Source organism: Sphingomonas sp. LH128, from assembly GCF_000293195.2.
Classification (GTDB): Bacteria; Pseudomonadota; Alphaproteobacteria; order Sphingomonadales; family Sphingomonadaceae; genus Novosphingobium; species Novosphingobium resinovorum_A.
The window spans coordinates 1-20,065 of record NZ_ALVC01000114.1 but is presented as its reverse complement, the minus strand read 5'-3'; the positions used below and the strand labels follow the sequence as shown (position 1 = coordinate 20,065).

Annotated in this window: 23 protein-coding genes and 1 pseudogene; 7 read left to right on the top strand and 17 right to left on the bottom strand. The window is 65.9% G+C overall.

What is annotated here, in order from left to right; genetic code table 11:
* From LH128_RS33290 to LH128_RS09625, 10 genes and pseudogenes are all read right to left on the bottom strand, one after another.
* Positions 1-179, bottom strand: a pseudogene (locus tag LH128_RS33290) (TIGR03087 family PEP-CTERM/XrtA system glycosyltransferase); the annotation flags it as partial.
* Positions 179-1,255 carry a FemAB family XrtA/PEP-CTERM system-associated protein gene (locus LH128_RS09665; protein ID WP_008829437.1) on the bottom strand — a complete coding sequence of 359 codons (1,077 nt, stop codon included), beginning with the start codon at positions 1,253-1,255 and terminating at the stop codon, positions 179-181. The gene LH128_RS09665 and the pseudogene LH128_RS33290, both read right to left, overlap by 1 nt.
* Positions 1,252-2,124 (bottom strand): XrtA system polysaccharide deacetylase, encoded by an 873-nt coding sequence (locus LH128_RS09660; protein WP_008829436.1) that lies wholly within the window; start codon positions 2,122-2,124, stop codon positions 1,252-1,254. The genes LH128_RS09665 and LH128_RS09660 overlap by 4 nt, the downstream gene beginning before the upstream one ends.
* Before the next feature lie 15 nt (positions 2,125-2,139).
* Positions 2,140-3,459: an XrtA/PEP-CTERM system-associated ATPase gene (locus tag LH128_RS09655; RefSeq protein WP_008829435.1), complete on the bottom strand. Its 1,320-nt coding sequence runs from the start codon at positions 3,457-3,459 to the stop codon at positions 2,140-2,142.
* A gap of 13 nt (positions 3,460-3,472) precedes the next feature.
* Positions 3,473-5,215 (bottom strand): preprotein translocase subunit YajC, encoded by a 1,743-nt coding sequence (locus LH128_RS09650; RefSeq protein WP_231958176.1) that lies wholly within the window; start codon positions 5,213-5,215, stop codon positions 3,473-3,475.
* Positions 5,216-5,220: 5 nt separating this feature from the next.
* Positions 5,221-6,216, bottom strand: a complete 996-nt coding sequence (locus LH128_RS09645) for an AAA family ATPase (RefSeq protein WP_008829433.1) — start codon at positions 6,214-6,216, stop codon at positions 5,221-5,223.
* A 10-nt stretch (positions 6,217-6,226) separates the two neighbouring features.
* Positions 6,227-7,750: an XrtA system polysaccharide chain length determinant gene (locus tag LH128_RS09640; RefSeq protein ID WP_008829432.1), complete on the bottom strand. Its 1,524-nt coding sequence runs from the start codon at positions 7,748-7,750 to the stop codon at positions 6,227-6,229.
* A gap of 1 nt (position 7,751) precedes the next feature.
* A complete protein-coding gene (locus tag LH128_RS09635) occupies positions 7,752-8,396 on the bottom strand; it encodes an XrtA/PEP-CTERM system exopolysaccharide export protein (protein WP_008829431.1) in 645 nt (214 codons plus the stop codon).
* A gap of 176 nt (positions 8,397-8,572) precedes the next feature.
* Positions 8,573-9,799 (bottom strand): pyridoxal-dependent decarboxylase, exosortase A system-associated, encoded by a 1,227-nt coding sequence (locus LH128_RS09630; RefSeq protein ID WP_008829430.1) that lies wholly within the window; start codon positions 9,797-9,799, stop codon positions 8,573-8,575.
* Complete coding sequence (locus LH128_RS09625) at positions 9,796-11,361, bottom strand: acyl-CoA ligase (AMP-forming), exosortase A system-associated (protein ID WP_008829429.1); 1,566 nt, start codon at positions 11,359-11,361, stop codon at positions 9,796-9,798. Before LH128_RS09625 ends, LH128_RS09630 begins: the two co-directional genes overlap by 4 nt.
* 26 nt (positions 11,362-11,387) lie before the next feature.
* Between LH128_RS09625 and LH128_RS09620 the strand changes: the two genes are divergently transcribed.
* From LH128_RS09620 to LH128_RS09605, 4 genes are read left to right on the top strand one after another with little or no spacing between them, the layout of a single operon-like run.
* Entirely contained in the window at positions 11,388-12,407 is a 1,020-nt protein-coding gene (locus LH128_RS09620; RefSeq protein WP_008829428.1) for a GNAT family N-acetyltransferase, read from the top strand.
* Between the two features lie 36 nt (positions 12,408-12,443).
* Positions 12,444-12,704, top strand: a complete 261-nt coding sequence (locus LH128_RS09615) for a phosphopantetheine-binding protein (protein WP_008829427.1) — start codon at positions 12,444-12,446, stop codon at positions 12,702-12,704.
* The gene (locus LH128_RS09610; protein ID WP_008829426.1) at positions 12,704-13,381 is read left to right on the top strand and encodes a hypothetical protein; all 678 of its coding nucleotides are present in this window, start codon (positions 12,704-12,706) and stop codon (positions 13,379-13,381) included. Before LH128_RS09615 ends, LH128_RS09610 begins: the two co-directional genes overlap by 1 nt.
* On the top strand, positions 13,378-14,154 hold the full coding sequence (locus LH128_RS09605; RefSeq protein ID WP_008829425.1) for a hydrolase 1, exosortase A system-associated: 777 nt from the start codon (positions 13,378-13,380) through the stop codon (positions 14,152-14,154). The genes LH128_RS09610 and LH128_RS09605 overlap by 4 nt, the downstream gene beginning before the upstream one ends.
* A 4-nt stretch (positions 14,155-14,158) precedes the next feature.
* Here the strand turns inward: LH128_RS09605 and LH128_RS09600 are convergent, their stop codons facing one another.
* From LH128_RS09600 to rpmF, 5 genes are all read right to left on the bottom strand, one after another.
* Positions 14,159-14,590: a MerR family transcriptional regulator gene (locus LH128_RS09600; protein ID WP_008829424.1), complete on the bottom strand. Its 432-nt coding sequence runs from the start codon at positions 14,588-14,590 to the stop codon at positions 14,159-14,161.
* Between the two features lie 28 nt (positions 14,591-14,618).
* Complete coding sequence (locus tag LH128_RS09595; protein ID WP_008829423.1) at positions 14,619-14,915, bottom strand: integration host factor subunit alpha; 297 nt, start codon at positions 14,913-14,915, stop codon at positions 14,619-14,621.
* 108 nt (positions 14,916-15,023) lie between these two features.
* Positions 15,024-15,995, bottom strand: coding sequence for a beta-ketoacyl-ACP synthase III (locus tag LH128_RS09590; protein ID WP_008829422.1), 972 nt, complete (start codon positions 15,993-15,995; stop codon positions 15,024-15,026).
* Positions 15,995-17,068, bottom strand: coding sequence for a phosphate acyltransferase PlsX (plsX, locus tag LH128_RS09585; RefSeq protein WP_008829421.1), 1,074 nt, complete (start codon positions 17,066-17,068; stop codon positions 15,995-15,997). The genes LH128_RS09590 and plsX overlap by 1 nt, the downstream gene beginning before the upstream one ends.
* Before the next feature lie 36 nt (positions 17,069-17,104).
* A complete protein-coding gene (gene rpmF / locus LH128_RS09580; protein WP_008829420.1) occupies positions 17,105-17,284 on the bottom strand; it encodes a 50S ribosomal protein L32 in 180 nt (59 codons plus the stop codon).
* 161 nt (positions 17,285-17,445) lie between these two features.
* Here rpmF and LH128_RS09575 point away from each other — a divergent pair, with 161 nt between their 5' ends.
* Positions 17,446-17,838, top strand: a complete 393-nt coding sequence (locus tag LH128_RS09575) for an MAPEG family protein (RefSeq protein WP_008829419.1) — start codon at positions 17,446-17,448, stop codon at positions 17,836-17,838.
* Here the strand turns inward: LH128_RS09575 and LH128_RS09570 are convergent.
* Both LH128_RS09570 and LH128_RS09565 read right to left on the bottom strand, forming a co-directional pair.
* Entirely contained in the window at positions 17,835-18,515 is a 681-nt protein-coding gene (locus LH128_RS09570; RefSeq protein WP_037518765.1) for an MBL fold metallo-hydrolase, read from the bottom strand. The two genes, LH128_RS09575 and LH128_RS09570, sit on opposite strands and share 4 nt — an antisense overlap.
* 166 nt (positions 18,516-18,681) lie before the next feature.
* Positions 18,682-19,332 carry a S24 family peptidase gene (locus tag LH128_RS09565; protein WP_008829417.1) on the bottom strand — a complete coding sequence of 217 codons (651 nt, stop codon included), beginning with the start codon at positions 19,330-19,332 and terminating at the stop codon, positions 18,682-18,684.
* Between the two features lie 101 nt (positions 19,333-19,433).
* Here LH128_RS09565 and LH128_RS09560 point away from each other — a divergent pair, with 101 nt between their 5' ends.
* Positions 19,434-19,634 (top strand): hypothetical protein, encoded by a 201-nt coding sequence (locus LH128_RS09560; RefSeq protein WP_008829416.1) that lies wholly within the window; start codon positions 19,434-19,436, stop codon positions 19,632-19,634.
* Positions 19,624-19,992 carry a hypothetical protein gene (locus tag LH128_RS09555; protein ID WP_008829415.1) on the top strand — a complete coding sequence of 123 codons (369 nt, stop codon included), beginning with the start codon at positions 19,624-19,626 and terminating at the stop codon, positions 19,990-19,992. The genes LH128_RS09560 and LH128_RS09555 overlap by 11 nt, the downstream gene beginning before the upstream one ends.
* Positions 19,993-20,065: the final 73 nt, after the last annotated feature.

The following is a 20,065-nucleotide window of genomic DNA, read 5'->3' as shown; positions in this document are numbered from 1 at the left end:
CTGGTGGCGAGGTCGGCGAGATCGGGCTCGAACGCACGGTCCTGCTCATCGTCACAGAACGTCGCGACATGCACGGGAGCCAGTGCGGCTAGCGCCTTGAGCACGTGGTGGGAACGGATCTTGTCACCGCGATCCGGCGGAAACGGGATGCGGTGCGCCAGGAACAGGATTTCGCCCATCAGCCGATACCGCGTGCAATCAGCGGGCCGAGGCGATTGGCCACTGCCAGAGGCAGGCGCTGCCACAGCTTGATCTGGAGCGAGAGCTTGCCGCTCGTCGGGTCCGCATCGCGCCTGGCGCTGCCCGGGGCGGTCCAGGTCGCATACGTCAGCGGCTCGGGCTCGAAGCCCCAGTTGCGCTTGAAATGATAGGCGCCGCTCTCCGTCTTGGAGCGGCCGAAGTCGAACACCGTGCAGCCGCGCCGCCGGGCGTGGAGCATGAGTTCGAAATACATCCGGTCGTTGGCCCGAAGGCGCCGGGCGTCCCAGGTGCCGCCGCCCCAATACGGCATGACGGCGCCCTGATGATAGACGCTGATGACGCTCGCTACCGGCACGCCCTGATGGCGCACGGTCAGAATGTCCGCATCGTCACCGAAACCGTTGACCACCGCATCCAGCAGCGCGCGGGGAAAGACCGGGGTGCCGAGATTGCGATAGCTCTCACAGAAGACCGTGTAATGCGCGGCGCGATCCGCTTCCGCAGTGCCGACCTCGATCGTCAGGTCCATGCCCAGCGAGCGGCGCACTTCGGCGCGCTGCTTGCGCGGAATGTCCAGCAGTTGCGCTTCGTCGTCGGCCGCGAGCGGGCGGGCGAAGTTGGCGTGTGAACGGGTCTTGAGTGCCCAGCCTTCGCCCGCCGGAGGAAGTACCCCGCCGCGAAGTTCGATCGTCGGGCAGGTGAGGCGCAGTGCCAGTTCCTCAACGGCGGCGAATACGGCGGTGGTATCGGCGCCCCCGGTCGCCAGCAGCCCGCCGCCGACCGCGAACCCGGTCGAGGCCAGCAGTCGGCCGAATACCGGCGAATGAATGGCATCGAGCGGCAGGAAAGCGACGATCTCGCCCCCCTTCTCCTGCACGAGCGCCAGCGCGCGGTTGCCGGTCGCCTTTGCCACCGAGACGAACCATGCGGGGCGATGGAACGGCGTCCCCTGCGGATGGCGCGCCACGAAGCCTTCAAGGCGCGAGACCTCGCCCGGGTCGGTCAGATCGACGAGGCGGACTTGCGCTGTCAGTGGCACGAAGGGCGCGTTCATGCCGCGAAGGCCAGCGGTTCGGCGCGCAAGGCTTCACGCGCGGCGAGTTCGTCCATGCGGCCCCAGCGGAATTCGCCGACCAGTCGCTCCAGCTTGTCGGCCATCACCGACAGGTTCGTGTAGTGCCGGAAACGCGAGCGCAGCGGCGCCCCTTCGACGCGGGGCTGGCCGGGATCGATCTCCCACGGGTGGAAGTAGAACACCGCTGGGCGCCGATCATCGCGGTTCACCTGCCGGATCGCCCAGCGCGAGAACCCGTAAGGAAGCACCCGAAAGAAGCCGCCGCCGCCAGCCGCCAGCCGCCGCCCGGCGAACCGCGCGGTCGTGACCGGGATCTCGATCAGTTCCGCATCGGCGATCGGCCGGAAGGCAAAGCGCGGAGCCTCCCGCCAGCCATAATGGTCATGCGCGATCGGAGCCACGCTGGAGCTATACACATAGCCCTGCTCCGCCAGCACCTCGAAGGCCCAGGGCGTACGGGCATCGATCGAGAAGCTGGGCGCGCGGTAGCCTTTGACCGCCTGGCCCGAGGCGTCCTCGATCACCTTGCGGGCACGGTCGATGTCGGCGGCGAAGGCCTCCCTGCCGAGACGGAACACGCGCTCGTGATCCCAGCCGTGGCTGGCGACCTCGTGGCCTTCTTCGGCGATCCGCCGCATCAAGGCGGGATTCCTTTCCGCCACCCAGCCGAGGGTGAAGAACGTGCCCTTCACCCCTGCATCCGAGAAAAGCCGCAGGATTTCGTCGCAGTTACGCTCGACGCGCGTGGCCAGCGAGTTCCAGTTCTCCCGGTCGATCACCTTCTCGAAGGCGCCGACCTGGAACCAGTCCTCGACATCGACCGAAAGGCCGTTGATCGGCACCGACATGGGGTAGAAACTCCCTCAGGCGACGTTGCGCTGGCCGTCGCCGCTCTCGATCCACTCGATCAGCATGGTCAGCGTGTGACGCAGCGTGCGCTCGGTCTCGCCGAGGCGCGCCTCGAGCTTGTCCGAGCGGGCGATGGCATCCGCCAGTTGCTGCTCAAGCGCCCCGAACTGCTCGCCCTGCGCCTGCCGTGCCGAGGCTTCGCGCTCTTCGGCAGCAGCGGTGAGTTGTGCGATCGCCGAGTGCAACTCACCAATCTGCGTGTCGCGCCCGGCCATGGCAGCCTCGATCAGCGCATTGGCGCCGGCGGTGTCGAGCATGTCGCGATGAGCGAGCGCCGCCTCGATGAGCGCGATCGCGCCTTCCGTATCCAGCGCCTCGCGATCGGCTAGTGCCGACTCGATCAGCGCCATGACAACGGAGGTATCGATCGCCTGCACCGGCGCACTTGCGAAAGCTGCGGCTTCCTCCGGTTGCGCAGCGGCAACCTCGGGCTCCGCGACCTTCGTGACCACTGCCAGCGCGCCGTCGTCGTTCATCTCGTCGAGCACCTGCTCGAGCATCGCGGCGTCGAGGTGCTCTCGGCGGTCCACCGCACCCAGCAGGAGCAAACGGTTGACGATCTGGTTGATGCGGCGCGGAATACCGCCGGTCGCCTCGTGGATCGCCGGGAACAGCGCCGGATCGAAGCTCGGGTTACCCTTCCAGCCGACGCAGCCGAGGCGGTGCTCGACGTAAGGCTGGACCTCGCGCACGTGCATCGGGCCGAGATGGTGCGTCGCGATAACGCGCTGACGCAGCTGTTCGAGCTGGTTGCTCTCGAGCAAGGTCTCGCGGAACTCGGGCTGGCCGAGCAGCAGCGTCTGCAGCAGCGGGTGCGAGCCGAGCTGGAAGTTGGAGAGCATGCGCAGCTCTTCCAGCGCGCTGACCGAAAGGTTCTGCGCCTCGTCGACGATCAGCAGGCAGCGGCGTCCTGCACGCGCCTCGTCGTGGAAGAACGCTTCCAGCGTGCCGAGCGCGGATGCCTTGTCATGCCCCATGACCGGCAGCCCGAACGACTGCGCGACGACGTGGACGATCTCCTCGCCGTCGAGCGCGCTGGTCACCACGTTGGCGGCCGTCATGCGCGCCGGATCGATAGTCGCCATCAGGTAGGCGACGAGTGTGGACTTGCCCGCGCCGACCTCGCCGGTGATGACCACGAAGCCCTCGCCCTGGGCAAGGCCGTAGCCGAGGTAGGACAGCGCCTTCCTGTGCGTGCTGCTCTCGAAATAGAACGCGGGGTCGGGGGTGAGCTGGAAAGGCCTGGCGTCGAGCCCGTAGAAGTCGTCGAACATCGGGTTTCTCTCCTCAGAAGGTATAGCGCAGACCCGCGAGCGCCGAGGCGGTCCACAGGTCGTCGATGGAGGGGGTATCGTACTTCGCCCCGTCGATGCCGACAGCGAGCGTACCACGCAGGCGCGGCGCGAACATCTTGTAGTAGCTGGCCGAAGCACCGTAGCCGGCAACGTCGCCGGTCAGCGGATCGTTGCTGCTGATCCAGTTGGCGTAGACGTTGGCCGACCAGCCCGCGTCACGGCCAAGATCGCCGCCGACATAGGCCGCCAGCCACCAGTTCTCGTCCAGCACGCCGTTTGCGGAGGCGAGGACGGTGTTGCGCGCGGCAATGTACTTGCGGCGGTCGTATCCGGCACCGAGACCTGCACGCATGCGGCCGAACTTCATCGAGTAGCTCGCCGTCACGCCGCGCGCCCGGAAAGTGGACGAACGCAGCGAGCCGAGCACGCCGGACAGGCAGCTGCCGCCTTCCAGCGAGGCGACGCAGCCGCGCAATTCGCCGGTGACGGGATCACGCACGACCTCGAAGTCATCCGGCAACTGGTCGAGCGCGCGGTTGACCTGCCCGCCGAAGCCCGAGACGTTGTCGTAGACCGCGACGTTGAACTGGGCACGGTCGCTCGGCGCATAGGCTAGCGTGCCGCCGAAGCTGGTCGAGCCGTAGCGGCGGCCGATATGGGCCGACAGCGAGGTTCGGCGGCTCGGGCGCCACATGACGGCGGCGTCCCAGATGAGGCCGCTGACGTCGTAGGCCATTACGCGCGGGGAGGACTTGTCGGTCACGTAGCGGCCATCGGAGCCCAGCACCGGCAGGCCGTTTGCATCGCGCACGGCATCGCGGCTGGAAATCTCCACGTCCTCATAGCCGATCGCGCCGACCACCTGCACGGTGCGGCTGACCGGCACGGTGACCATCGCGCGGGCCTGCATGTCGCGGGCACGCTGGTCGAGGTTGGAGATATCCTCCTGATAGAAGCTGCCGCCGACGCCCACGCCCACCGGCAGTACGGTGCCGGGGGCGAAGCCCGCCTGCACGTCGGCCGACTGGACGACGCTCTTGTCGAAGACATCGGCCGCTGCGCCGGTCTGGAGATTGCGCGCGGCGTTGGACTGCTCGACCTTGGTGAAACCGGCCCGGTAATTGGCGCCCACATCGAGATCGCCGATCCGCTTGGTTACCGAAGGGCCTCCGTAGACAGAGTAGACCGTCGACTTGCCGTTGCCCGACAGCGGCCCGGCGGCGAGCGCGGAACCGCCGTTCTCGACGTTGACCTGCGAGGCCAGCGCGCCCGCTTCGACCGTCACGCCCGGAACGATGGTGGTGTAGCCGCGCACGACGCCGCTGATAGCGTCGCCGTCGCCCGCCTTCTTGCCCCAGCCGAACTGGCGCTGATAGCGCACCGAGGCCGAAGCCCCATTGTTGCGGCCCTGGATCGAGGCGTCCACGCCGACCGCGACCTGGGTGTAGGTCAGCACGTCGCTACCGGGCGAAAGCTCGGCAGTGACGATCTGGTCGACTTCGATGTAAGGCGCGATGTCGATGCGTTTACCGCCCTGGCCTTTGGCACCGCGCCGCGAAGCGCGGTCGGACTTGCCGGAAGCTGTGTCGGATGCGCTGTCGCCGCCCATCCCGGCACCGGAACTCCCCATGCCTCCGCTCATGCCGCCGCCATAGCCGGTCGATTGGGCATGGCCGGCTGCCGGTAGCGCAAGAACGATCACCGCCAGCGCCACCATGCCTGATGCCTGCTTCATGCGGCTCATCCCTTGTATCCGTAGTAGGAGCCGAAGCGGCGACCGCTCGGGCTGAACTGGGCCGCGTTGAGCAGCAATTGCACGTTCGGGCATGCGCCCAGCAGCGAGATCGCATCGTCGAGCGACCCTCGCCCGGTCTTGTCCGCGCGCGCGATCACGACGGTCTGGCCGACATACTTGGCAAGTTCGGCCGCAGGCGAAGCCGCCAGCGCCGGAGGCGAATCGAAGATCACCATCCGGTTGGCCGCACCCTGCGTCAGCCGGTCGAGGATTCGGGCAGTGCGTGAACTGGACAGGTATTCGCTGTCGTGCGCCGTCGTATCTCCGGCGGGAAGCACCCAGAGCCCGGGAATGTCGGTGCCGAGCACGCAGTCGGCAACGTCGATCGTCTCGTCCATCAGCGCGTCCATCAGCCCCGGACCGCCCGGAAGGCCGAGCGCGGAAAGGATCGAAGGTTTGGCGAAGTCGGCATCGACGAGCAGGACCTCGCTCTCCTTCTCCGCCGCGATCGACAGCGCGAGGTTGAGTGCGCAGTAAGTCTTGCCCTCGCCCGGATGCGGCGAGGAGATCAGCACGCGCTGTGCCATCGGCCCCGCCTTCTGGCGGCGCAGGTCTGCAGCCTGAACCAGCAGCTGGCGCTTGACGATGCGAAACTCCTCCAGAAGCTCGGTGACCGCGCCTTCGGGCACGATCAGGCCCTGCTCGCGCAAGTGCTCACGATCGACGGGATGCACGGTATCGCTGAAGCGTGCGGGCTCAGGCGCCGGTTCTGCGGCGGGCTGAGGCGCAGCCGCGGGAGCCGCCGCTTCAGGCACGGGACGTGCGGGAACGGGCGCTGGCTCCGGCCTTGCGGGCGCGCGCCTTGCAGGCCGCTCCGGAAACGCCACCGGCTTCGCGATCAGCGTGTTGAAGTCGAACCGGCCGTTGGCCCGCTCGAACAGCGATTCGCCTTCGGGTTCATCGGGCTGGTCAGGTACGGGGATCTTGCGATGATCGGTCATGTCAGTCCCCTCACGCCACCATGCCGCGCTGGATGAACTCGGCGGCGAGCAGCACCACGAACAGTCCGCAAAGCGCGGCGGTCCCGGCATAGAAATACTTGAGACGCTTGGCCCTCAGCGCCCGTGCACGATCGGTCAGGCTGTGCGAGATCGCGCCCAGCACCGGCAGGCCGGTCGCCTTCTCCAGCCCCGCAGTGGTGGCGAAGACCGAACGCACCCGGCTCAAGGCAAAGGCGCCGGCGCATCCACCCGCGAAGCCCACGATCAGCACGCCCAGCAGCAAGACCGGACGATTCGGCGCGACGGGCGTACGCGGGCTCGTCGGCGGATCGACGACCTGGAACTTCACCGCTTCGCGCTCGGTCTTCACTTCGCCGCGCAAGCGCAGTTCCTCGCGGTCCTGCAGGAGCTTGTCGTACTGCTGGCGAAGCACGTCGTAATCGCGGTTGATACGCTGGGCCTGAGTAGCAAGTTCGGGATCGGAGATCGCGGACGCGGTCAGCGAGGCGATGTCGGACTGCGTCGCGGCCTTGCGCGACTGCAGCGCCTGGACGCTCGCCTGCCGTTCGGCGCGAATCGACTGGAGCGAGGAATAGGCCGGATTGATCGTGCCGCCGCCGCTAGCCGCTTCCTGCGCCGCCGGAGCGCGCAAGGCCGCAACCTGGTTCTTGGCCGCGATCACGTCGGGGTGATTCTCGGTGAGCCCGCGTGCCCGCATCGCCGCGAGATCGGCCTGTGCGCGCGCCAGCGAGGACTGCGCCCCGCCATCGGCCGCACCACCCGCGATCGTGCGCGGCGTGCCCGCAAGCTGCCCGTCGATCGCTGCCGAAGCGCTCTGCGCCGCCGAAAGGTCGGCATCGATATCGCGCAGCGTCGAACGCGCGCTCTCCAGACGCTGCGCCACGGCGGCGCCGCCAAGCGCCATTTCCGGGTGCTGCGCCTCGAAGGCGGTGCGCTTGCTCTCGGCCGATTCCAGCTCACGCTCACGCGCGCGCAGCTGCTGGTTCACGAACTCCAGCGTCTCGACCATGTCGCCGCGATTGCCGGAGAGGTTTTCCTCACGAAAGATATCGATCAGCTTCTGCGCGACGCTCTGCGCCAGCTTGGCGTTCTCGGCATCGGAGAAGGAGCTGTCGTTGGCGGTCGCGGTGATCTCGAAGAGGTTGTCCTCCTGGCTCACCACCTTGACGTTCTTGCCCAGCTTGAGGACCGCCGCTTCCATCGCCTTGGGGTTCTCGATGGTGTCGCCGAGGCGCGTGGCGCGCACGACCTTCTCGAGATTCACGGCGCTGGTCAGGGTCTGACGAATACGCTCGATATCACGCTTCTTGTCGGCCACGCCAATGCCGACCTGCTCGGCCAACGCATCATCCAGCTGGATGAAGATGCGCGCGTGCGATTCGTAGCTGTTCGGGATCAGTGCCACGACCAGCCAGCCCGCAAGGCAGACCGCCCAGGCCACAGCCAGCGCGATCCAGCGGCGATGCCAGATGCTGTGCAGCCCGGCGAGCAGTTCTTCGTAGAGCGAATCCATCTTAGAACATGCTTTCCGGGATGATGATCACGTCACCGGGAGACAGCATGACGTTGGCCTTGCTGTCGCCCTTCTTGAGCAGGTCGCCGAGCCGCAGCTTGTATTCCTGCTGCTTGCCCGCCGTCTTGTCGAACCGGATCAGGCGCGCGCTATTGCCCGAGGCATATTCGGAGAGGCCCCCCACCGCGATCATCGCGTCGAGCACGGTCATGTTCGCTCGATACGGGATCGACGCAGGCTTCTCGGTCGCGCCGACGATGCGGATCTGCTGGCTGAAGGTGCCAGAGAACCCATCGACGATGACCGAAACCAGCGGGTCCTCAATATATTGCGAGAGCTGCAGCCGCAGATCTTCGGCCAGCATCGAGGGCGTCTTGCCCACGGCGGGCATGTCGGTGATCAGCGGCGTGGTGATGCGCCCGTCAGGACGGACCTGCACTTTCGCGCCAAGTTCCGGATTGCGCCAAACAAAGACGGTCAGCTGATCAAGCGGGCCAATGACGTATTCCTCGCCCGGCCCTTCCTGCATCGCCACAAAGGACGCAGGCGGCAGTTCCCGAGCCGGGCCGCCGGACCCCGCACATCCGGTCAGGGCGACGCTGGCAAGCGCGGTAGCGGCCAGAAGTCGGGCTGGGAGATGCGGCATGAACAATCCTCGTCTTTGCGACCGTCTGGCCTTCGCACGCCAGGCGCGCGGGGTCAGGTCCGGCAAAATTCACCCTCGGATATCAATGCAAACGGTGAATATTGCGTTAGCCTTGCAAGGCTAATTCCGCGCAGGTCCCAAATCGGGACGGGGGCATGACGCAAGTTAACGCAAGGTCAGACCAGCATTTCCTTTGCCGGACCTTGCCCGAGGAAGCTCGCGGGGCTGGCGCTGGCACCGTAAGCTCCGGCGCAGAACACGGCGATCAGGTCGCCAACGTCGGCGCGGGGAAAGCCGCCTTTGTCGGCCAGCTTGTCCAGCGGCGTGCAGAGGCATCCGACGATGGAGGCTTCTTCCTCCACCTCGGCGCCGAAACGAGTGGCGATCGCCGAAGGATAATTGCGCCGCACCACGGTTCCGAAGTTGCCGGAAGCCGCAAGCTGGTGATGCAACCCGCCATCGGTGACGAGAAAGACTTCGCCGTGGCTGATCTTGCGATCGACGATGCGCGCAATGTAGACGCCCGCCTCGCCGACCAGATAACGCCCCAGTTCGATGCAGAACTGCGCACCGCGCAGCACGTCCGGCAGACCTTCGAGCCTGGCGGCAAGCCGTTCGCCAAGAAGCGGAAGGTCTAGCGGCGTGTCTCCCGGGAAATAGGGAATCCCCAGCCCACCACCCAGATTGCAATGCGGCAACACCGTCTTGCTCTCCTCGGCCAGTCGTGCGGCAAGTTCCAGCGCCTGTCCCTGCGTCTCGGCGATCGCCTCGGCATCGAGCGCCTGGCTGCCTGCGAAAATATGGAAGCCGCGCCATTCGGCGCCGCTGGCAACGACTTCGCGCACCAGAGCCGGAACCCGTTCGGCATCGACCCCGAAAGGCTTGGCGCCGCCGCCCATCTTCATCCCCGATCCCTTCAGGTCGAAATCCGGGTTCACGCGAATAGCAAGGCGCGGGACGATGCCCAGCCTGTCACCGATGGCAAAGGCGCGGGCCGCTTCACCCTCGGATTCCAGATTGAGCGTCACGCCGCTGCGAATCGCGGCTTCCAGTTCGGCATCGCGCTTACCCGGCCCGGCGAAGCTGACCTCGCGCAAGGGCAGGCCCGCATCGCGGACGATCTCGAGTTCACCGCCGGATGCGATGTCAAAGCCGTCGACCAGCCCCGCCATGAGCGCCAGAAGCGGGGGAAAGGGATTGGCCTTCACTGCATAGTGCAGCGCCACCCGATCCGGGATTGCGGACCGCAGCTGCGTCACGCGCCGACGGATCAAGTCGGCATCGTAGAGAAACAGCGGTGTGGCCCCAGCCTCTTCGGCCCAATGCGTAACAGGCCGACCACCGACGGCAAGGATACCATCAATGCCGCCATAGCCGGCCGGGATCGGTCCAAGCGCCTTCATGCCGCTGTTTCCCGGGCGATCTCGGCAGCCAGCCCCGTTCGATCGAGCTTGCCATTGGGACCGGTCGGCATCGAATCACGCCAATGGATCACTTTTGGTTGCATGAAATTTGGCAGTTCCTGCATGAGTTTACGGGGTAGTTCTTCAATTGCATCTGAAGATCCGGCCGATGCCCGCACGACGAGGTGCACCGTCTGCCCCAGACGTTCATCCGGAAGGCCCAGCGCAACCGCCTCGGCCACTAGACCGGTCGCAAGTGCAGCTTCCTCGACTTCCTGAGGGGAGATGCGATTGCCCGCGCTCTTGATCATCGCGTCGCGGCGCCCGACGAAGTAGAGCAGGCCGTCAGCCTCGCGCTTCGCCCGGTCGCCTGACCAGACGGCGATTCCGCCATAACGCGACGCGGCAGGAGCAGGCTTGTAGCGCTCGGCCGTACGGACGGGATCCCGCCAGTAGCCTTGCGCCACCAAAGGTCCGCAGTGGACCAGCTCGCCTTCTTCTCCATCCTGAGAAACGTCACCCAACTCATTGATAATGAGTATCTCTGCGTGAGGAATGGCCTTGCCCATCGATGTCGGGTGCGTGTCGACGAGATCGGGATCGAGGTAAGTCGATCGAAACGCTTCCGTCAGCCCATACATCGGGAAGAGCCGCGCCTGAGGGAACAGCGCCCGCAACCGGCGAACGAGATCGACGGTCAATGCGCCGCCGCTGTTGGTCAGCCGTCGCAGACGCGCCGCCGTCTCGGGCGGCCATTCCATCTCCGTGACCTGCACCCACAAGGGCGGGACCGCGGCCAGCGTGGTGATCGCGTGGCGCTCTACCGCCTTCACCAGATCGCGCGGCATCAGGTAGTCGAGCGGCACCACGCAGCCACCGGCGTACCATGTCGAAAGCAGCTGGTTCTGCCCGTAGTCGAACGACAGCGGCAGAACTGCCAGCGTCCGGTCGTCCCGCACCATGCCGAGATAATAGGCGACGCTCTCTGCACCGAGCCACATGTTCGCATGGCTGAGCATGACGCCCTTGGGGCGCCCCGTGGACCCGCTGGTGTAGAGAATCGCCGCCAGATCGTCGGGATCGGCCTGTGAGGGAAGCATCTCGCCGGCCAGTTCGGCAGCCACCGCCAGCGCGTCCGCCTCGCCCAGTTCCCGGCAATCGGCCGGCACGTCGCCAGCCTCCAGCGTCTTGAGCCGGGCCGGCGTTGCGATCAGCAGCACAGCGCCGCTGTCCGACAGGATATGCGCGACCTGAGCGTGCTTGAGCAGCGGATTGACCGGCACATGCACCAGTCCCGCCCGTGCCGCCGCCAGAGGCATCAGGCACGTGAGTTCGCCCTTCGTCGCCCACGTCGCCACCCGCGCGCCCCGCTCGGGGACTTCGCGGGCCAGCCAGGCGGCCAGACGGGAGACACGCGTTCTTAAGTCCTTCCAGCTAAGAACGCCTTCGCGCAGCACCAGCGCATCATCCGCATCGGCGCCTCTCAGCACGAGGTGGTCGAGCGGCAAGACCGGATTTTCGGCGCTGTAAGGCGTTTCGCCGAGCATGGGTGGGCCGGACATGAGAAGAGGAGGCTCCGCGAGGGTACGTGGCAAGTTTGCAGATCGACTATCACTCCGATCTTAAGGAAGTGCAATCGGATGAGGCGCTTGCACGGCTGCTCTCCGACGCGGAGCAACGCGCGCCCTTCGACCGCCTCGCATGGTGGCAGGGTCTTGCCGAGCATTGCGGCATGGCGCCTCTGATCGCGGTGGCGCGGTCTTCCCGGGGCACGGCGGTCCTTCCGCTTTCCGCGAGTTCGGGGCACTTGTCCGCCCTGAGCAACTGGTACACCTTCCGGTTCCGTCCCATTCTCGACGGAGACGCGCCGCTTCGCGACCTCGCCCGAGACCTCGCGCGGCGCTCTCATCGCGTGACGCTGCACGGACTTCCCGATGAAGATCAGACGGCTTCGACGCTCGCCGCCGCTTTCGGCGCGGCGGGATGGCTCGTCCGGCGCGAAGTCTGCGACACCAACCGCATATTGCCGGTCGCAGGGCGCGGCTTCGAGGACTACCTCGCGACCCGCCCGGGAAAGCTGCGCACGACGCTGAAGCGCAAGACCGGCAAGGTCGTGGCCCGCATCCTGACCCGGTTCGACGCCGAAGCCTGGAGCCAGTACGAGGCGATCTACGCCGAAAGCTGGAAGCCCGAGGAAGGCTCACCCGCCTTCCTGCGCGCCTTTGCCGAAGCGGAAGGCGCAGCGGGCCGCCTGCGCCTTGCCCTCGCCCATTCCGCCGACAATCCTGACAGCCCCGCCATCGCTGCCCAGATGTGGACGGTGGAGGGCGGCACTGCCTTCATCCACAAGCTCGCCCATCGCGAGGCCGCGAAGCCGCTGTCCCCCGGCTCGGTGCTGACCGCCGCACTGATGCGCCACGTCATCGAGATCGACCGCGTGGAGCTTGTCGACTTCGGCACCGGCGACGATCCCTACAAGCAGGATTGGATGGACACGCAGCGCCCACGCTTCCGGCTCGACATGTTCCGCCCCTGGAATCCCCGCAACTGGCCTGCTCTTGGCAGGATCGGCCTGCGATCACTTGCCGCAAGTGCGAAGCGCGGCTAGAGGGCGCCGTCAAGAATGACAGATTGCCGAGGGGCCATGCCAGACCAAAACGACCTGCTGCTGCGCCGGATACTGACGGATGTGCTCGGGCTGAAGCCGGGTCAGGCCGATACGTTCGATGCCGACACGGGGCTGTTCGGGCATCTTCCCGAACTCGATTCGATGGCCGTCGCCGGTCTCCTGACCGAGTTGGAAGACCGCCTCGACATCATCATCGAGGATGACGAGATCGAAGGCGAGATGCTGGAAACCTACGGCGCGCTACTCACCTTCGTAGAGGCGAAGCGCGGCTCCTGATGGTTCCCGCACGCTGGCCCTGCCCGCTCCCCGGCGGCGGAACCAGCGAGGAATTCGCGCTGTCCCGTGATGCGGGACGCGAACGCCGCCTGCTGATCGTCCCTGCCCTGTTTGACGAAGCCAACAAGCTGCGGCGCTTCACCGTGGACGTCATGCGGCGACTGGATGCGACAGGGATCGACAGCGTCCTGCTCGACCTGCCAGGCTGCAACGAAAGCCTGCAACCGCTCCATGTGCAGGAGCCTGCCGACTGGCTGGATGCCGTGACCGCCGCCGCGCACCATTTCGGGGCCACGCACGCGCTGGGAATTCGCGGCGGCTGCCTGTTCACACCCCGGCACCTCCCCGCGCTGCACTACGCTCCGGCAAAGGCGTCCGCGATTCTGCGTCAGATGATGCGGGCGCGCATCCTGTCCTCGCGAGAGGCCGGCCGGGAAGAGAACCGCGAGACCCTTTCAGAGGCGGCTCTGGAGCACGGTATCACGCTTGCCGGATACGAACTTGGAGCCGATTTCTACCGTCACTTCGAATCGATGGTCGCGAACGAGACCGCGACCGCCATCGCTCAGGAAGACCTCGGCGGCGGCGGCGGCCTGTGGCTTCGTGCGGAGCCGGACGAAAGCCCGGATCAAGCCGATGCCCTCTCTGCCATCCTTGCAAGGGCAATCGGGCGGTGACGCGGCGGCACTTCACATTCGACTGCGCCGGGGACCGGCTCGTTGCCACGCTTGACGATGCTGCGGGTGCGACCGCGCTTCTGCTGGTGTCGGGCGGCAACGAGATCCGTGCAGGGGCATGGAACGGTCAGGCTCACTTTGCCGCGCGGATCGCTGCGCACGGATTTCCGGTCCTGCGCTTCGACCGCCGGGGTGTGGGCGACAGTGAGGGCGAGAACCGAGGATTTCGGGCGAGCGCTGTCGACATTGCCGCCGCGCTGGAGGCCCTTCGCACCCGGGCTCCGCAGGTACGGCGCGTCATCGGCCTAGGTAACTGCGATGCCGCCAGCGCGCTCATGCTCGCTCGCGGCGCGGGGCTGGACGGTCTGGCCCTCTCCAATCCCTGGACCATCGAGACCGACGAAGAGGACGCGCCCGCCGAAGTGGTCCGCGATCACTACCGGCGGCGCCTTGCCGACCCGGCAGCGATCGGTCGCCTGCTGACGGGCAAGGTTTCGCTGATCAAACTGGCCCGCAGCCTGGCTTCCGCCGCGCGGCCCACGCCTGCTGCGCCGACCGGCCTTGCCGCTGAAATATCGCAAGGGATCGCGGATTTTACAGGCCCCGTCCGCTTCCTGATCGCCGGGCGCGACCGCACCGGCCTCGCCTTTCTCTCGCGATGGGACAAGGCTGACGGGCGCATACGAACTTGCCCCGGGGCCAGCCACAGCTACGTCGAAGCGGATGCGCAGGACTGGCTGCTTGGCCAGGTCCTGGAAATGCTGCGAACCTGAGCGCTCAGGCCCGTGCAAGCGCCTCGGCAAGACCTTCGCGAATCGCGGAAAGTCTGCCGTACCAATCGCCCGTCGGCACTCCTTCCGGCTTCACCACTGCCAGCGACGGGTTACCTTTCACCTCGAAAGGCGACTTTTCGGCAATCGCCTTGGCGGCACCGCGCAAAGTGTACCCCTCGCGATGGACGAGTCGATCGATGTCGCGGATCAGCGCCACGTCTTCCGGACGATAATACCGCCGATTTCCGCTGCGCTTGATCGGCTGAAGGGAAGCAAACTGCTCTTCCCAGTAGCGCAGGACGTGCGGACGAATGGCGAGCGCTTTCGCAACCTCGCCTATGGTTCGCAGCGCCTGCGGCTCTTTCCCGTCATCGAATAGCGGGGATTCGTCGAAAAGCGTCACCTCTGCGGGCGCGCCGAGTCCTGAAACGTCCATACCTGCCTTTTCCCGACGGAATTTTCCGTCAATCGGTGGCGATACGGTCCTTCAGCATCTGGCTGGCACGAAAGGTCATGACGCGCCGAGGCGTGATCGGCACTTCCACGCCGGTCTTGGGGTTGCGGCCGATCCGTTCGCCCTTGTCGCGCAGCAGGAAAGTGCCGAAGCCCGAGATCTTGACGTTCTCGCCATCGCTGAGGGCCGTCGTCATGTGCTGCAGGATCGCTTCCACCATGGCAAGCGACTCGGCACGGGATATGCCCAGCTTGCGATGAATCGCTTCGGCAATCTCGGCCCTGGTCAAAGTATCCGTAGCGCGCATCAATCCCGCATCCCCATAGTGCGCCGATGCGACGGATAATATTAGAAACAGGGAAGAAATCAACGGTGCGTCCAATATTGAACGCAACCGGAGCGGTACTGTCCCCCGTCAGATGCGAATTAGGCTCGCACCCCACGTAAAACCGCCACCCATGGCCTCCAGCATGACCAGATCGCCCTGCTTGATGCGACCGTCGCGCACTGCCACGTCGAGTGCGAGCGGAACCGACGCAGCCGAGGTATTGGCGTGCTGGCCGACCGTCATGACCACCTTTTCGGGCGGCAGGCTGAGCTTCTTCGCCGTCGCATCGAGGATCCGCGCATTGGCCTGATGCGGCACCAGCCAGTCGATGTCAGAGGTGGAAAGACCAGCCTCTTCAATGACTTCACGCAGGACTTCCGCAAGATTGACGACGGCGTGGCGGAAGACCTCACGGCCTTTCATGCGCAGCTTGCCGACCGTCCCCGTGGTCGACGGACCGCCATCGACGAAGAGCAACTGGTTGTGCGCGCCATCGGCGTGAAGCCGGGTCGCGAGGATTCCCCGGGGAGTTTCACCCACCTGTTCCTGTGCCTCCAGCACGACGGCGCCCGCGCCATCGCCGAAGAGCACGCAAGTCGTGCGGTCTTCCCAGTCGAGAATGCGGCTGAAAGTCTCGGCCCCGATGACGAGCGCGCGCCTGGCCATGCCGGTGCGCAGCATCGAATCGGCAACGCCGACGGCATAGAGAAAGCCCGAGCACACCGCAGCAACGTCGAAGGCGATTCCACCGGCACGGCAACCGAGCCGGCTCTGGACGATCGTGGCGCTGGCGGGGAACGTCTGGTCGGGCGTGGCGGTCGCCAGCACGATCAGGTCGATCGATTCGGCATCGATGCCCGCAGCCTCGATCGCCTTGCGCCCCGCTTCGGTGGCGAGGCTGGAGGTCGTCTCGTCGGCTTCGGCGATGTGGCGGTTGGAGATGCCGGTACGTTCGACGATCCATTCGTCGCTGGTATCGACCCGCTCCGCCAGTTCGGCGTTGCTGACGGCATTGCGCGGGAGCGCGGAGCCGGTTCCGATCAGTACCGAACGAATCATCAGGCGCGCTCTTCCTGTACGCCGGTCAGCCCCTTAGGCATGCGCCAGGTCGACCCTCCCAGACGGGCCAGGTCGGCAGAGATACGCTCGGTCACGTTTTCCTCCAGGAGCCGGGCGGTGACCGCCACGGCATTGGCCACGCCTGCAGCATTGGCGCTGCCGTGGCTCTTCACGACAATGCCGTTGAGGCCAAGGAAGACCGCGCCATTGTGATTGTTGGGATCGAGGTGGTGCTTGAGCAGGTCGGTCGCCGGCTTCGAGATCAGGAACCCGATCTTGGAGCGCAGCGAACTGCTGAAGCCGCGGCGCAGCAGGTCCGCGACGAAGCGGGCCGTGCCTTCCACCGCTTTTAGGGCGACGTTGCCGGTAAAACCGTCGGTCACGACCACATCGACGTCGCCGCGGCAGATCTTGTCCGCCTCGGTGAAGCCGTCGAAGGACATCGCAAGGTTTTCGGCCGCGCCCTTGAGCACAGCGGCTGCATCGCGCAGTTCCTCGGTGCCCTTGGTTTCTTCGGTGCCGATGTTGAGCAGACGCACACGCGGTTCGGCGCGGCCAGTGGCCACGCGCGAATAGGCCGCGCCCATGATCGCGAACTGGACCAGGTTGCGGCTGTCGCACTCGGTATTGGCACCGAGGTCGAGCATGATGACGTCGTTGTCGCCCAGCGTCGGCAGCAGGGCCGCCAGTGCAGGACGATCGATGCCGGGCATCGTGCGCAAGGTCAGCTTGGAGATCGCCATCAGCGCGCCGGTATTGCCGCCGCTGACGGCAGCCCCGGCATGGCCGAGCTTCACCGCTTCGATCGCGCGCCCCATGGACGTGCCCTTGGCCCGGCGAAGCGCCTGACTGGGCTTGTCCTCACCGCTGATCACGCCATCGGTGTGCAGGATTTCAGAGCTGGCCCGCAAGTTCGGATGATTTTCGAGCGCGGCCTTGATCCGCACCTCATCACCGACGAGCAGGAACTTGAAACGGTCATGACGGCGGCGCGCAAGCGCGGCGCCTTCAATCATGACGCGCACGCCCTCGTCGCCGCCCATCGCATCGATAGCGATACGCGGCAAACTCATGGGGCTTTCTCCGAAATACGTCGTAGGATCTAAGTCTTAGACTTCGACCGCGACGATTTCACGACCGTTGTAGTGGCCGCAAGAATTGCACAGGTTGTGCGGGCGCTTCAGTTCGCCGCAGTTGCCGCATTCGTGGAATGCTTCAACCTTCAGCGCGTCATGGCTGCGGCGCATGCCCCGGCGGGAGGGCGAAGTCTTTCTTTTAGGGACAGCCATTTCGGCACCTGTTCCTGCAAATACGTGTCTGTCAAAAAGGCCGCCGGTGACCGGGTAGGGACACGGCGGCTTGCGAAGGCGCGCCTATAACCCATTTCACGCGAGTTGCAACCCGTTACTCCCTCCACCATCAAGCCGTCACCAATCGGGAGTACGCCTATATGATTCTGCAGACCACCCTCAGCATGTCCGCCGCAGCAGCCGTCGTCGCCTTCTGGCTGGCGGTGCGTACCGGCAAGGCGCGCATGGCGGCGAAGGTGTGGCACGGAGACGGCGAGAATCCCGTGCTTCTGCGCCGAATGCGCGCCCAGGCCAACTACGGCGAGAGCGCGCCGTTCGTGCTGATGCTGGTCGCCGCTATCGAGCTTTCCGGCAAGGCCGGGCAATGGCTTGCGATCGTCGGCGCACTCTATCTGCTGGCGCGCATCGCCCACGGGATCGGGATGGACAAGGCTGAGAAATCTCCCCTGCGCGCGGCCGGCTTCATCGTCTCGGTGCTGACGTTGCTGGGACTCGCACTGATGGCCGTGCTGATCGCGACGGGGCGATTCTAGACCGGTAGCCCGCGTTTGATCGCCTCGTCGCTGACGTAGGGATTCGTCAGACGCTCCTGTCCGAAAGTGCTCACCGGGCCGTGGCCGGGGACGAAAGTAACGTCGTCCCCGAGCGGCCAGAGCTTCTGCGTGATCGAGTGCAGCAAATCGTCGAGATTGCCGCGCGGGAAGTCCCAGCGGCCGATGCCGTTCTGGAACAATACGTCGCCGATCATGGCGAACTTGCTGGGCTCGTGATGGAAGATGACGTGGCCGGGCGTGTGCCCCGGACAATGAACGACGTCGAGTTCCAGTTCGCCCACGGTGACCTTGTCGCCATCCTCCAGCCAGCGGTCGGGCTCGAAGGTATGTGCTTCCATGTTCCAGCGCGGCCCGTCGTCGTCGAGCTGCGCGATCCAGAAGCGGTCTTCCTCCTGCGGCCCCTCGATCGGCACGCCAAGCTCCTTGGCCAGCACGCCGGCCTGCCCGCAGTGGTCGAGGTGGCCGTGGGTAACGAGGATCTTCTCCAGCGTCACCCCGGTCTTCTCCAGTGCCTGCTTCAGCTTGTGCAGGTCACCGCCGGGATCGACCAGCGCGCCCTTCATCGTGGCCGTACACCACAGGAGCGAGCAGTTCTGCTGGAGGGGCGTGACGGGAATGATCCCCACGCGCATCTGTTGTTCGGTGCCTTGCGTCATGCCCTTGGAAATGGCCGCAGAGCGCCGCGAATGCAACCGGGCTGAAGTTTGTCCGCTTCAGGCGGATTCGGCACCGGCCCACGCCCCCACCCGACCTCCCATCAAGGATACACTAGTGGGAGGTCGGGTGGGGGCGTGGGCCGGTGCCGCTTCAACAGAACAAACTCTAGATGCGCCCGCCCTTCCAGACCACCCTGCCGATCACCTCGACGTCGCGGGCGCCGCATTCGACCGGCGGATAGGCCGGGTTGTCGCTGATCAGAACGACCAGCCCCGGCCGCGAGACGTCGATGCGCTTCACCAGCAGGCTGTCCCCCAGCCGAACGACGTGAATACCGTCGCGCAAGGCACGCAAGGTCCGGTCGACGAGGATTTCATCGCCGTCACGCAGCGTCGGCTCCATCGAATCGCCGCTCACCACGATGGTGGAGAGGTTTTCCGGCTGTAGCCCCATCGACCGCAGCCAGCGCCCGGAGAAGCGGATGGTGTCCACCACCTGCTCTCCTTCGGCCGTCGCCCCCGGCCCCGCCGAGGCCCCTACCGCCAGGCGCGGGACGTCGATCCAGCTGCGTCGGCGTGATTGCTCCGAAACGGCGTAGGAAATTTCCTTCGATTGCCCCAGTTCCGCCTCGTTCACTCCGAAGAACCGTGCGAGCATCCCCCGATCATGCTCCTCCAGCTTGCGCGGGCTGCCCTTGCGGATGAATTGCTGCAGATATGTAGGATTCTTGCCGAGCATGGCCGAGAGTTTGGACAAACTCACGCGCCGCTTCTCGGCCAGTTCCAGCAGGCGCAGACGGGTCGGGTCGCTTACCATTTTGTAATCCGTATCCGTAGGAAATTTCCTAGACATGTAGGATTTAGAACGGAACAAAATAGAAACATCAAGCGAATTCCTACATGAAAGGACCAGACCGGATGCTCCTGCGCGACATCGAGCGCTTCCTACGCCAGACCGACATGCCGTGGACCAAATTCGGCCGCCTTGCCGCGCAGGACCCGCGCTTCGTCGCGGATCTGCGCAACGGCCGGGTGCCCCGTGGCGATACCGCCGCGCGAGTCGAGCGGTTCATGCAGACCTACCTTACCGGCGCCGGGGAGAACCGCCATGCAGTCTGAACTCGTTCGAGAAATGCGCCAGGCTTTCGTGCCCGCAAAGGCCCCGGCACGCGGTCCGTGGCTGCGGCTGCTGTCCGAGGTGCTGGGCCTCGCCGGTTCCGAAGCCGAACTGCTGAGCCATGCCGAGCGCGACTGGGCAAGCGCCACGTTCTCCGGTGCCCGCCACACGATCGCGGTGGCCTTCGAAGGCGCCGAAGCGGTGGTTAAGGGAGAGGCATTCATCGCTGCCCTGCCCGACCACGAATTCACCGTCCCGCGCCATCTCGTGGCCGACGCGGCGTTAACGTCGGTCGAGCACCGGCAGGACCCGCCGCGCATGACCGTGCACATCGAAGTGCTGGTGCTGGTGGACTGCTGAGACCGCACTCCTCCCCGTTGCGCAGCAATGGGGAGGGGGACCGCCGACGCAGTCGGTGGGGGGGGGGGGGGGA